This is a genomic window from Nocardia abscessus NBRC 100374 (assembly GCF_000308455.1).
Lineage (GTDB): Bacteria > Actinomycetota > Actinomycetes > Mycobacteriales > Mycobacteriaceae > Nocardia > Nocardia abscessus.
Map to the genome: position 1 here is coordinate 1 of NZ_BAFP01000263.1, position 12,368 is coordinate 12,368.

12 protein-coding genes and 1 pseudogene are annotated in these 12,368 nt (G+C 64.9%); 4 read left to right on the plus strand and 9 right to left on the minus strand.

Annotated features, from left to right (window positions below; translation table 11 throughout):
• Window positions 1–558 precede the first annotated feature (558 nt).
• Window positions 559–1,017: a carboxymuconolactone decarboxylase family protein gene (locus ON19_RS32700; RefSeq protein WP_086006763.1), complete on the minus strand. Its 459-nt coding sequence runs from the start codon at window positions 1,015–1,017 to the stop codon at window positions 559–561.
• Window positions 1,018–1,084: 67 nt separating this feature from the next.
• Window positions 1,085–1,567 carry an RrF2 family transcriptional regulator gene (locus ON19_RS32705; RefSeq protein WP_043701775.1) on the minus strand — a complete coding sequence of 161 codons (483 nt, stop codon included), beginning with the start codon at window positions 1,565–1,567 and terminating at the stop codon, window positions 1,085–1,087.
• A gap of 854 nt (window positions 1,568–2,421) precedes the next feature.
• On the opposite strand from ON19_RS32705, the gene ON19_RS32710 reads away from it, so the two are divergent.
• Window positions 2,422–3,360, plus strand: a complete 939-nt coding sequence (locus ON19_RS32710) for a MerR family transcriptional regulator (RefSeq protein WP_043701699.1) — start codon at window positions 2,422–2,424, stop codon at window positions 3,358–3,360.
• Window positions 3,361–3,420: 60 nt separating this feature from the next.
• Here the strand turns inward: ON19_RS32710 and ON19_RS42455 are convergent, their stop codons facing one another.
• From ON19_RS42455 to ON19_RS32725, 3 genes are all read right to left on the minus strand, one after another.
• Window positions 3,421–3,705 carry an IS3 family transposase gene (locus ON19_RS42455; RefSeq protein WP_051169542.1) on the minus strand — a complete coding sequence of 95 codons (285 nt, stop codon included), beginning with the start codon at window positions 3,703–3,705 and terminating at the stop codon, window positions 3,421–3,423.
• A 110-nt stretch (window positions 3,706–3,815) separates the two neighbouring features.
• On the minus strand, window positions 3,816–4,127 hold the full coding sequence (locus ON19_RS32720) for a transposase (protein WP_043701702.1): 312 nt from the start codon (window positions 4,125–4,127) through the stop codon (window positions 3,816–3,818).
• A 269-nt stretch (window positions 4,128–4,396) separates the two neighbouring features.
• Window positions 4,397–5,014 (minus strand): TetR/AcrR family transcriptional regulator, encoded by a 618-nt coding sequence (locus tag ON19_RS32725; protein ID WP_169334245.1) that lies wholly within the window; start codon window positions 5,012–5,014, stop codon window positions 4,397–4,399.
• A 239-nt stretch (window positions 5,015–5,253) separates the two neighbouring features.
• On the opposite strand from ON19_RS32725, the gene ON19_RS32730 reads away from it, so the two are divergent.
• Together ON19_RS32730 and ON19_RS32735 are read left to right on the plus strand one after the other, a co-directional pair.
• Complete coding sequence (locus ON19_RS32730; RefSeq protein ID WP_086006764.1) at window positions 5,254–6,546, plus strand: family 1 glycosylhydrolase; 1,293 nt, start codon at window positions 5,254–5,256, stop codon at window positions 6,544–6,546.
• A gap of 136 nt (window positions 6,547–6,682) precedes the next feature.
• Window positions 6,683–7,492 carry an esterase/lipase family protein gene (locus ON19_RS32735; RefSeq protein ID WP_157229953.1) on the plus strand — a complete coding sequence of 270 codons (810 nt, stop codon included), beginning with the start codon at window positions 6,683–6,685 and terminating at the stop codon, window positions 7,490–7,492.
• A gap of 431 nt (window positions 7,493–7,923) precedes the next feature.
• On the opposite strand, the gene ON19_RS32740 is transcribed toward ON19_RS32735, so the two are convergent.
• Entirely contained in the window at window positions 7,924–9,255 is a 1,332-nt protein-coding gene (locus tag ON19_RS32740; protein WP_043701710.1) for an NtaA/DmoA family FMN-dependent monooxygenase, read from the minus strand.
• Between the two features lie 53 nt (window positions 9,256–9,308).
• Window positions 9,309–10,790, minus strand: coding sequence for an MFS transporter (locus ON19_RS32745; RefSeq protein WP_227954860.1), 1,482 nt, complete (start codon window positions 10,788–10,790; stop codon window positions 9,309–9,311).
• Window positions 10,791–10,935: 145 nt separating this feature from the next.
• Here ON19_RS32745 and ON19_RS32750 point away from each other — a divergent pair, with 145 nt between their 5' ends.
• The gene (locus ON19_RS32750) at window positions 10,936–11,514 is read left to right on the plus strand and encodes a TetR/AcrR family transcriptional regulator (RefSeq protein WP_043701712.1); all 579 of its coding nucleotides are present in this window, start codon (window positions 10,936–10,938) and stop codon (window positions 11,512–11,514) included.
• Window positions 11,515–11,607: 93 nt separating this feature from the next.
• Here the strand turns inward: ON19_RS32750 and ON19_RS45125 are convergent, their stop codons facing one another.
• Both ON19_RS45125 and ON19_RS45130 read right to left on the minus strand, forming a co-directional pair.
• A complete protein-coding gene (locus ON19_RS45125) occupies window positions 11,608–11,832 on the minus strand; it encodes a hypothetical protein (protein ID WP_372478720.1) in 225 nt (74 codons plus the stop codon).
• A 43-nt stretch (window positions 11,833–11,875) separates the two neighbouring features.
• Window positions 11,876–12,028 (minus strand): annotated as a pseudogene (locus ON19_RS45130) (pentapeptide repeat-containing protein); the annotation flags it as partial.
• Between the last annotated feature and the right edge of the window lie 340 nt (window positions 12,029–12,368).

Here is a 12,368-nt window from a genome sequence, read left to right on the forward strand (position 1 = left end):
CGGGCGAGGCCGACCGGATCGAGAGCGAGTTCTGTGGACCGTCACCCGCCCAGATCGATTTCATCACGAGCGCGAACGCCGCACGCGGATAGCGGCTTCGGCAGTCGCGGGCGTATCGGTTGAGACGCGGGAGCAACTGAGGTTACGGATGCGTCTGGTGCGCGGGAAGACTTCCGCGCACCAGACGCCGTGCCCTGACTTCGGGCATGAGAATGCGTTCGACAGGCACGCCCAGTCGATGAAATGAACGTCTGCGACGTCACTTTTCATCGATACCAACCGTTCGCGGCCCGACCGACCGACGCCTGCATTCACCGATGAACGCCGTTGGAATGCGCCAGCACAACCAGACGCATTCGGATCGTCGGGACACGTAGTTCAGAGAACGACAAGAACCTTTCGAGGCCCGACTCGACCGTGGATGGCGTCCATGCGGGCGCGTAGGAGCGCTGCGCCGATGACGGTCCGGCAGCGACCGCCGACACGGGCGCGGCCCGGCACGTGCCGGGCCGAGCCGCGTCTCGTTCGCGGCGGGTCGGCCGGCTGCTGGAACCCGGGTCAGCGGAAGGTGCCGGCGACCAGGCGTGCTGTCACATTGATCCGGTTCCAGGCATTGATCGAGGCAATCGCCATCACCAGCGCCGCCAAATCCTCGTCGGCGAAGTGGCTGGCGGCCTGGTTCCACACCTCGTCGGGAACGCCGCCGGGATTGTCGGTGATACGGGTGATCGCCTCGGTCAATGCCAGGGCCGCGCGTTCTGCGTCGGTGAAGAACGGCGTATCACGCCATGCCCCCACCGACCACAGTCGTTCGTCGCGCTCTCCCGCCTTGTGTGCCCGATGCGAGTGCAAGTCGACGCAGACTGAGCATCCGTTGATCTGGCTGGCCCGAATTCGGACCAGCTCCAGAAGTTTCCGGGGTATCCGGCTTCCGTCAAGGTAGTCCTCGACGGCCTGAAGTCCCCGGTAGCCGCCCTGTGCGTACTTGTACACGTTGGGCATCCGTGCCTGCATCATATCTATCCTTTCTTGATATTCAATATCCAGAATTGTGGCCGCAGAGAGCCCGCGGCAGGTGGGAGTTCTAACGCAGCTCGGCGAGCCGGCGTCGGGTCAGCTCCGGAGCGTCAGGATCGTGGTCCTCGACAGCGGCCTTGATGCCGCCGATAGTCCGGCCGGCGAGAGCTCGACGCCACGCAAGATCCGCCTGACGCATTGCCTGCGAGACATAGCACTCCTGACGGTAGTCGACGTCCTTTCGACCACCCGGCCCCCGTTTCATGAGCTGCTGACACCGAAAAGCCTCCTGCGCACCCTCGACCGCCGTCACGATATCGAGCAGTGTGATCCGATCAGGGTCGTGAGCCAGGCGGAAGCCGCCGCGCGGTCCCGACGTCGAGGTGAGAATCCCCGCCCGAACGAGCGCTTGCAACTGCTTGTTCAGATACGCGGCGGGCAGCTCGAAGAAGGAGGCAAGTCTGGCAGCCGAGACCGCCTCCCCGGGCTCGGCCCAGGCCAGATTGAGGCAGCTGTGGATCGCCCACTCGACACCCTCACCCATCTGCATATCCTGGATAATACACATCCAGAATAGTCTGTCGATCCCGCATCACAAACGACAGTCGCAGCCGTCGACGCTTCCACCACGCCGAGTCCTTTGCTGGGCCACCCGGACCGGTCGACGCTTCCTGAAAAATGCCGTACTCGAGGGCGCCCTCATCACGCACAGCCCGACATGAAATCACCAACAGCCCAATGGCGGAGGCCGATCCAGCGCATCGGCAGCGGGCACAACACGATCCACAGGCACCACTCGATCCCCCCACTACCAGCCCGACCGGCCTCCGCCGCCGTTAGCCGCCGGATTTCACCGAGTTGGCCCCCAACCCCCGAGCCATCGAGCTGGCTCGACCAGCCGACCACGCGACCGGCGAACGGACCCGCGGGGGGTGGGGTAGACCAGGAGCGCACCGGCATTCGCCCTCACTGGCCGGAGACCGGGCAGGTGACGGCCTGATTCCGGTCATGCTCGGCCAGGTGACGCCGATATTCATCTGGATTTACCTGGTCACACGATGATTCGGGGCTATCCGGATGCCCGAGGGCAGCGGCATCCGAATCGGCGATGCCACCGAACTCGCCGAACTGCTTTAGTTCATCAACGACTGGCTTGCCTCGGACCAGGACGCTCGCATCTGCCTGGACCGCCTCGCCGGTCGCGCCTGCTCCGCGCAATCCCTGCGCGAAGACCGCTACCGCTTCACGGCCGTCATGCTCACCAATATCGCCGAAACCGACCAGGAATCTGCCACCGATCCCGATTCATGATCGGGTGATGGTGGTGCTGGTCAGGACAACGCTGTGGGTTCGGGTGGAGTGTCGGCTTGAGTCTCCATCAGGGGGAGACATCAAGCTTGGGACATGGACGACGAGACGTTCTTCACGATCGGGGCCCTGGCCGAGCGGACCGGTTTGACGGTCAAGACGATTCGGTTCTACTCCGACAAAGGGATCGTTCCGCCGACCTGCCACAGCCCGGCCGGCTACCGCCTCTACCACATCGGTGCCCTTGCACGCCTGGAACTGGTCCGTACGCTGCGTGAACTGGATATCGATCTGTCCACGGTGCGGCGCATCCTCGCTCGTGAGACCTCGCTGGCCGAGGTCGCCGCGGCACACGCGGCCGCCCTCGACGCGCAATTGCGAGTGCTGCGACTGCGTCGCGCGGTGTTCCAGGCGGTAGCGAACCGGGAATCGAACCCACAGGAGATGGATCTGATGCACAAACTGGTGAATCTGTCACAGGCCCAACGGCACCGCTTCATCCACGACTTCATCGATGACACCTTCGGCGGTGTCGATGCCAATCCGGCGATGGTGGAATTGCTGCGCTCGAGCATGCCCGACCTTCCCGACGAGCCCACCTCCGAGCAGGTCGAGGCGTGGATGGAGCTGGTGCAACTGGTGCAGGACAACGACTTCCGGACAGCGGTGCGGCGCATGGCCGAATACCAGGCGAAAGAACGCGCCGAAGGAGACACCACCGGCCTGCATCACGATCTGACCGAGACCGTTCGGGCCGAAGTAGGCCGAGCGCTGGCCGCGGGAGTCGCACCGGAATCGGCGGGGGCGGCGCCGGTTGTCGATACCCTGGCCGCACGCTACGCCGAGACCTTCGGCAAGACCGATGACGATGACTTGCGGCGTTGGATGCTCGAGCGGTTGGAGGTGGCCAACGATCCTCGGGTAGCGAGCTATTGGCAGTTGGTGGCGGCCATCAACGACTGGCCTGCGGTTGCGGATCTGGCGCCGGTGTTCACCTGGTTCGCCCGCGCACTGCGTGCCCATCTCACCACGTGACACGAGGCGAAGAACAGCGCGAAACACCACGTAATCGGAAAAGGCACGAGCCCGCTCAGATCAACTTGACAGCCCCCTCTGGCCATGCCGGAGTACTGTCATTTTGGGGCGAGCGGCGGTGAAGGCGCGGTTCACCAGGTCCGCAGGAGCGCTCACACCGAGCATCGGGTGGCCGCGACGTTTGCGTCTTGGCAGGCCGAAGATGCCGCGCTCGGACATGATCGAGGCCACGAGTTTGTGGTTGACGATCATCTCGCACTCAGCCAGCAGCGCTGCCTTGATCCGGCGCTTGCCGTAGGTTCCGCGCGAGTGGGCATGGATCCGGCATATTTCGTCGGCGACCACGATCCTGCGAATCTTTCGGGTGGACAATGGTTGTCGTCGGTGCCGTAGGAAGGTGGATCTGTTCACTCCGGTAACCCGGCAGGCCGACCGCCCCGAATGTCCGAGCGCGATCAGCCCTTCGACGACCGCGATCCACCTTTTGGGCAAACCACCGCCTGCGCGTCGAACAGTTCGCAGGCGTCGCGGGTGAGTTTCAGTTCGGCTTCCAGCGCGGCAATGCGCTTCTTCGCTGAGGCCGGCTCGTCGGCCTCCACGCTCGGAATGCCCTCTCGGACTCCTGCATCGACGAGCACCTGCGCCTTCCAGCGAAACAGTGTGGCCGGCGAGATCCCTGTCTCCTCCGCTATCTGGGCGACAGGCTCGCCAGCTCGCAGCCGAGCACACACCTGCCGGCGCATAGACAGCGGAAAGGATTTCGGCATCGTGACCTCCTACGGGTCAGGCTGCCTCAACTCTCGAAACCGCGGATCCCGGAGCGGGGGGCAGATCAGACGGACCGAACCAGCGGGGTCAGGTCAAGTTGAATAGGCGATCTCACCAGTCGGCTACCCCGCGTCGGCCCACCGCGCACTCGAAGCGATCTATGACTCACATAAAATGTCGCGACGATGCCGACGTGTCAGCCGACCCCGGGTCCGCCACCTTCACTACTGACAAGTGATCGTTGCAGAGCTGCGCGGGGTTCGCGTGTCTACTGCGCGCTGCGTTCTCTCTCGGCAGCGCCGATCAGCGCCGTGCCCAGCAGAGTCACCGCGTCCAGAAAGGAGTCTTGAGAAATCGCCTCGGGATCGGTGTGGGCGAGCAGAGCTATACCGTGCTCGAGAGCGAGTGCCACCAGTGCCATTTGCTCGGCGGGTGCGGGCAGGCTCAGTCCCATTCCTTCGATCACGCGCCGGGTAGAACGCGCGTACCAGTCTCGGGATACTCTGTCGTAGTCGCGTAATGCCTGTGCCGCCGGAGGATTTCGCATCGCGTAGAGCCGGAATTCGAGCATCAGCACGAAACGTTTGCGGTCGGCGAAGCGATTGCCGCCTCGGCCTCGCAGGGTGTCGACTGTCTGCATCGCGTCACCGCCCGCAGCGAGGATTTCCTCGCTCTCTTCGATGTCGCGATCGAGCCAGTCTCCGAGAAGCGAGAGGAACAGATCTTCCTTGTTGGTGAAGTTCGCATAGACCGCACCTCGGCTGTACCCGGCCCTGTCCGCGATGTCTTCGAGGGAAGCTTGCGCGAAGCCCTTTTCCGCGAACACCTCCTCGGCGGCGGTGAGCAGCATGTTGCGGGTGCGCTGCATGCTCTCGGCGCGGGTCAACCTGGGCATGTCCGGCCTTCTCTGATGTGTGCCTCCTTGACACTGCTCGGTCCGAACGCAACAATACCCGAAGACATCGACGTATCTGGATACGTGAACGCATCTGAATGACGTGTCGAGCCGCACGCGCGGCGTGATCGCTGTTCACCTCGGTCGACTGCCCGACCCGGATGGACACGCCGCAGTTTCGTGAATTCCGAACGAAGGAAGTTATGCGTCAATCGGCAACTGTCACCGCGATGCTGTCCGCAGTGGTTTCGGTGCTGGCTCTCACCGCCCTTGCAGCGCCCTCAGCGGCCGAAGACCTTCCCGCGTTACCGGCGGACTTCGAGTTCGGGGTCGCTCAATCCGGTTTCCAGTCCGAAGGTTTCAACCAGGACTCGAACTACCTGCGCTACGGCAACGAAGGGAAGTTGCACGAGCCGGTGGGAAACGCCGTGGACTTCTTCCACCAGTACGAGGGGGATGTTGCCAAGGCGGCCTCGATCGGTGTGGACAACTATCGATTGTCGGTGGAGTGGTCGCGCATCGAACCGCAGGCCGGTGTCGACGACGCGGCCGGTTGGGCGTTCTACGACGCGGTGATCGGCCGCATCGTGGCCTCGGGCATGCGCCCCATGATCACGTTGAATCACTGGGTTCATCCTGGTTGGGCGGTCGATCGTGGGGGGTGGAACAACCCGGAGATGGCCGCAGCCCTGACCGCTTTCGGGCGACGTGTCGTTGATCGCTATACATGGGCCGAGCCGATCTGGATCACATTCAACGAGCCCAGCGAATACGTCCGGCGGGAACTGACCTACGGTGGTTTGGCGCCGGTGAACACCGGGCTCATGGTCGATGGGATCATCGAGGCTCATCGGGCGATCACGACCTACATCCATGCCGTGCAGCCCGGCGGCCAGGTCTCCTCGAACATCGCCTACATCCCACTGCCCGGTGTGGAGCCGGCGCTGGAAGCCGTGTTCTCCGACCGTATGGTCGATTCCTTCGACTTCATCGGAGTCGACCAGTACTACTCGATCGCGCCGTCGGAACTGTCGTCGTTCGCCGCCTCGGGCGGCTCGTTCTGGAATCTGCCGCAATCACCGGAGAGCATGTACTACGTGCTGCGCTACTTCGCCACCAAATATCCGAACAAACCGCTGCGGGTCATCGAGAACGGATTGGCTACCGACGCGGATCAGAACCGTGCCGACGGGTACCGCCGCGACGACCATCTCCGCGACACCGTCTATTGGATTCAGCGCGCACGCCAAGACGGCATCAACATCGTCTCCTACAACTACTGGAGCCTCACCGACAACTACGAGTGGGGTGAATACGGTCCCCGATTCGGTCTCTACAGCGTCGATACCGTCCACGACCCTGCCCTGACCCGCCGCCCGACAGTCGCGGTGGCGGCCTACCGCGAGATCACCGAACACCACGGGGTGCCCTCCACCTACCGGCCGACGCGCCAACCAGCACCGTGCTCACTGATTGCTCTGCCCGCCAGTTGCGGCGATCCGGTGTTGGTCGAGCCACGCTGACGAGTCCGACACCCACCACCCATTCCGTGCTCTACACCGACCCACCTGCGATCTGAGGGGCGGTACACGCCTGCGATCTCACGGTCGGCGGGGCATGCGTCTGCAAGCAGGAGAATCCCTGATGAAGCATCGATCCTTGGTCACGCTGGCCTGCTCGGCCCTGGTACTCACCAGTCCGGTCTCGGCCACCGCGACAGCGGAGCCGATCCATTCTGTCAACAACTGGAACTGTAAACCGTTGCCCGACAGCGCATTTCCCAGGCCGATCGTCTTCATCCACGGCATCTTCGGCGACATCGAGAACTGGCGAGCGGAGATCGATGACCTCACCCCACACGGCGCCTGCGTGTTCGCCAAGAACTACGGTGCGCATGCCTCGACCGGATACGCACTCAACGGGCTGGCACCCTTGGCTCAGTCCGAAGACGAGCTGGCACTGTTCATCGCTGAAGTTCGCGCTCGCACCGCATCCGCCCGAGTGGACCTCGTCGGACACTCCGAGGGAGGCTTGCTCGCCGGTGCCCTGTCCCGGCGACTGGGCCCTAGCGGTGTACACACGGTGGTCTTGCTGGCACCGGCCACCCACGGCGCCACCCTCAGCGGAACAACCGACCTGCTTCACGATATGGGCATTGAAGCCACAGTCGACGATATGCTACGCGCCACCATCTGCCCGGCCTGCGCGGACATGTCGGCGCCCGGATCGGCATACAGGCAGAAGAACAACCAACCTCCGCTCGCAGCAACCGGCGTGAACTATCACATCCTCGCCCTGCGCGACGACACTGTTGTTTCCCCTGGCGGGACAGCATCGTTCATCGACGAGTCCGGTGTCGAGAATCGATACGCCGATGAACTGTGGCCCGACTCCGCCTTCGAGCACCCCACCCTGCCCCAACAGCGACCCGTCGTGGCCTGGGTGAGGCAGAAACTCCAACGTCAGTGACCGCCTCGATGACTCATCCCTCGGGAACCGCAGCCAAGCCGATTGCCCCGACACAACGCCATGTCCAGTAGGGACGATGCTGTGCCGCTTGCCGTTTCACTCGTTTCGACATCTGCGCTGCCCCTCGCGAGCCTCGATGCCGCCCCGGTCGACTACACCCTGGTCAGCATCAGCGCTGTCAGCCCTTCGGGATATGGCGGATCGCCGCCGGAGCATCCCCACGCGCGGCCATGCGCTGCCTGAAACGACACCTGTCCAACGTCCTCTGGTGGATCATGATTGCCGACGACACCAAACGCCGCCGAAGCCCAGCCGAGCCGTGTTGTGCGACTTTCCAACATAGAGAGGCACCTCCGCAGCGACCTGATCGCTGACCGATGACCGAGGCCGGGACGAACTCCCGGCGAGCAGCCCTCAGACTGGACGCGGGTTCAGGAGCTGGACGCCAGGCGCGGGTCGAGTCCGTATTGATCCGGCACGCCGAGGTGGCCCCGCAGTGTGCTGGTCTCGTAGTCGAGGTGGAACAACCCACGCTCCTGGAGGATGGGGACCACCTCGTCGACGAAGGTGTCCACGCCGGGGTTGTAGACGTCCATCACCACCCAGAACCCGTCGACTGCGTCCGCTTCGAACCACTCCTGCATGTGGTCGGCGACCTCGGAAGGCGGCCCGGTGATGACCGGGTGATAGTCGATGACGCCGTGTGCCAGCACGTCCCGAAGAGTCCACCCCTCGCGTGCTACCTCGAGCGCGTGCCCCGCGCGGGGGTCCGACGTACTGGCCCGGGCAGCGGCCAACTGGCTCGGGGTCAGCGGCTTGTCGAGTTGCTGCGCGCCGAGCGGTATGCCCAGCATCGAACCGAGGTATCTGACCTGGTCGGGAAACGCCTGCCCGCCGAGCGCGATGCGCTGGTCCAGCGCCTCGCGTTTCGTGGGGGCGGTGGCCGGCAGCACGCCGGCAAAGAACTTCACCTCGTCGGGGTTTCGGCCGAACCGTTCGGCCGCCTCACGGATCGTCGCCCGCTGAGCGCGCGCGTCCTCGATGGTCCAGGTCGCACCGATGATCCCGCTTGCGTACATGCCGGCCAGACCGAGGCCGTGCGCGCTGCCACCGGCCTGGAAGATCACCGGCTGCCCCTGCTCGGAGGGCGGCACGGGGAGCGGTCCGCGGGAGGCCACGTGGCGACCACGGAGGTTGATCGGCTGAACCCTCGAGGCGTCGGCGAATCGACCGGCCTCGACATCGGTCACCAAGGCATCGCGACCCCAGCTGCCCCAGAGGGCTTGGACGACCTGGATGACCTCGTGAGCCCGCTCATACCGCTCGTCCCGCGGCGCGATCTCCCCACCGTAATTGGCGGCCGCGCGCGGATCGCTGGTCGTCACCGCGTTCCAGCCGGCTCGGCCGTGGCTCATGACGTCGAGCGTCTTGAACTGGCGGGCCAGGTTGTAGGGCTCGTTGAAGGTGGTGGATCCGGTGGCGACCATGCCGATGCGTGCTGTGCCACGCGCAATGGCTGCGAGCGTGAGCATGGGTTCGAGCGTGCCGGCCGGAGGCGCGTGTTCGATGTCGACTCTGAGCGCCTGGAAGTCAGGCAGGAAGAGGAATTGCAGCTTCCCGCGCTCGGCTGCTTGGGCGTAGCCGACGAGCTTGTCGAAGCTGGTGAAGTCGGCGGGATCGACGCCAGGCGCCCGCCAGGCGCCCGGTTGGGTGCCGTAGCCGTTGCCGAGCTGCATACCCAGGATCATCTGTTTGTCGTGCATCTGCTTCTTCTCCGTCGAGGGCTGAACCCGGGACGCTGGCCCAGGCTGGATGGTCACTCGGATTCGTCGCCCACCAAGGTGCCGCCGGGGACCAGAACGGACTCGGCGTGCCGCAACTCGACCTCGGGCTCGGCGTGGGTGCGCGGGTCGCGCCGCACGCTCGGGATGAGCAGTGCGACCACGGCGCTCAACAGCAGGGCCCCGGCCAGCATCAGAAAGCCGTTGGTGTAGCCGGACTCCTTCGGCAAACCGCTGGGTGCGGCGCCGGCGGTGACGATGCTGGCCATGACCGCTCCGCCCAGAGCGCCGCCGATAGTGCGGATGTTGGCATTCATCCCGCTGGCGACGCCGGTCTGGTGCGCGGGGACAGCGGCCACGATGAGGTTCGCCATCGCCGCGAATGCCATGCCGAATCCCACGCCGACGACAAGGGTGATCAGGTAGATCCCCCACTCGCGGTCGTGCGCCACGGCGACGAGGAAGTAGCCCACAGCGCCGATCACGGATCCGACGATGACCAGGTTCTTCGAGCCGACGCGGCGTGCCATCTGACCGGCCACCACGCCGAGCACGAACACCGCCACCGTCTGCGGCAACAACATCAGACCTGATTGGGTGATCGACGCACCGAAGCCGTAGCCCGCAGACGACGGGGTCTGAAACATCTGGGGCAAGAACGCGAACGCGGCATAGAACGCCGCACCGGACAGCAGTGCAACGAGGTTCGTCGCCCAGACCGCACGCACCCGCATCATCGTCATGTCGATCAGCGGGTGCTCGGCGCGAGACTCCGCTACCACCCAGACAACAGCGAGCACGACGGCGAGCGCAAGCAGGCCCAACACCTTGGCCGATGTCCAACTCCAGGTCGGCGCCTCACTGACACCGAGCAGCAGCGCGACCAACCAGCCGGACAGCAGCAGCGCGGTGAGCCAGTTGATGGAGCCTGCACTACGCTGCGGCGATTCCGGAACCAGGAAGTGGGCGGCCAGGGCGGAGACGACCAGAAGGATCAGAGGCCACCAGAACAGCCAGTGATAGCCGAAGGCGGTCACGATCGGGCCGGCCAGCACGATGCCGATTCCAGCGCCGACGGCACTCAGCCCGGCAATGGTGCCCACCGCGCTCGGAACCTTGTCCTGCGGCAACTCGTCGCGAATGATGCCGAACGCCAGCGGGAGAACGCCTCCGCCGACGCCCTGGATGACCCGGCCGACGATCATCACGAGCAGGTTGGTCGCCACCGCGGACAGCAAGCAGCCGATCGCCAGCGCTACCAACGCGACCACGAACATCCGCTTCTTACCGGTCATGTCGCCCAGGCGACCCATGATCGGCGTGAAGATGGACGCTGACAGCAGGTAGGCGGTCAGCACCCAGGTGACGTTGGTCTGAGAGGTGTGCAACGCGACCTGGATGGTCGGCAGCACAGGGGTGACCAGTGACTGCAACAGGGCGTAGGTCCCGACCCCTGCCGCCAGAACGGCCAACGTCACCTGGTGGTGAGCACGGCGCTCAGTGGTACTCGGCTTCACTATTTTCCTTCCGTCACGACCGTGCGGCAGCACCGCCGCAACAAAGCGAGACCAGCACCGCTACCCTGATGGGGAGAAGTTCTCCGCTTTACGCAACCGACAATACGGAGAAGTTCTCCGTATTGTCAAAGGAGGTGGTTCGGACGTGACAGACGTAAGCACCCGCCAGCGCGCCGCCCGAACGGACAAACAGCGCAATCGCTCGCACATCCTCGACGTGGCCGAGCAGTACTTCACCGAGCACGGCGTGTCCGACTCGATGAACGCCATCGCCAAACTGGCAGGCGTCGGAGCCGGCACCCTGTACCGCCACTTCCCCAACCGCGACGCTCTGCTTGCGGCACTTCTGCGCGCACGCAGCGACGAGCTCAAGGCCCGTCGTGACGCCATTCGGCTCGAGGTGCACGATTCAACCGCCGCACTGGCTCAGTGGCTGGAGGCGCTGGGCCAGTGGGCCACCGCCTTCAACGGCCTGCCGGAACCTCTTCGTCTGGCGCTCGACGAGGGATCCTCGCCCCTGGCGCTCACGTGCCAGGGTTACGTCACGATCACCGACGAGTTCTTGTCCGCGGCCCAACGCGACGGCGGCGCCCGACCGACCGTGCGAGGCAAAGACTTGTTCCTGAACGTGCTCGCGATCAGTTGGGTGCGGGAAGCCGCCTTGGCCGATGAGACCTCCGGCGGCGCGCTCGAAGACATCATGCGGGCGGGTTGGGCCACGTGACCTCACGGTCATCGGTCTCGACACGCCTTGTCACGTCGGTCGAGAAGCTTTCGGGTCGCGGCCGACAACGCTGCCCGCGGCTCTGGGGTCGATCTAGAGCCTCGACGGCGTCTGCGGTCCCCTGGCGTACGGGGCGAGGCGAGATGGTGCGTGACGTGCAGGTCCCAGCGCGACGCGTGCCCGCGTAAATCCAGCGCTGGACGTGCGTAGCCTCGAGCGTCGTGTACGGCGCAACTCCCGCGCAATGGTGCGGCGGTGGACGGCGTCCGGGCCGTCGACGATGCGCAGCACGCGGGCCCAGGCGTAGAAGTTGGCCAGCGTGGAGTCGGCGCTGACGCGCCGCCGAAGACCTCAGGTTCGTGCCGCTGAGATCTGCGCCGCTCAGGTTCGCCCCGGTCAGCGTCGCGTCCCTCAGGTCCGCGTCGACCAGATCCGCGCCGAACACGTACGCGCCGCTCAGGCTCGCTGCGGGGCTGACGAGAAAAATGACGTCACTTATGTCCGTTCGTGTCAGCTCGAGTCCAGAGGATCCGGCGTGTTGGTGGAAGCTGAGTCAGCCGGGTGCGGTTCAATCCCCTGCGGCGCTATGTGAGGATGCCCACGAGCTGGTCGGTGGCTTGGATCGCCCAGTCCGGGTCGTGGTGTTGGCGTCCCCAGCGCGCGGCCTTGATCGCGCGGACCTGCGCCCAGCGGCGGGCCCGCTCGCGGTCGATGCCCGCTGACTCGCAGAAGAGGTCCAGGCCGCGCGAAAGCCCCTGTTCAGGATTCGGCCCGAACAGCAGATGCGCAAAGCGGATACTGCGGTGTGCGCTTGGAGCAGCTGCTGGTCTTGTACGAGGACGTCGCGCAACCCT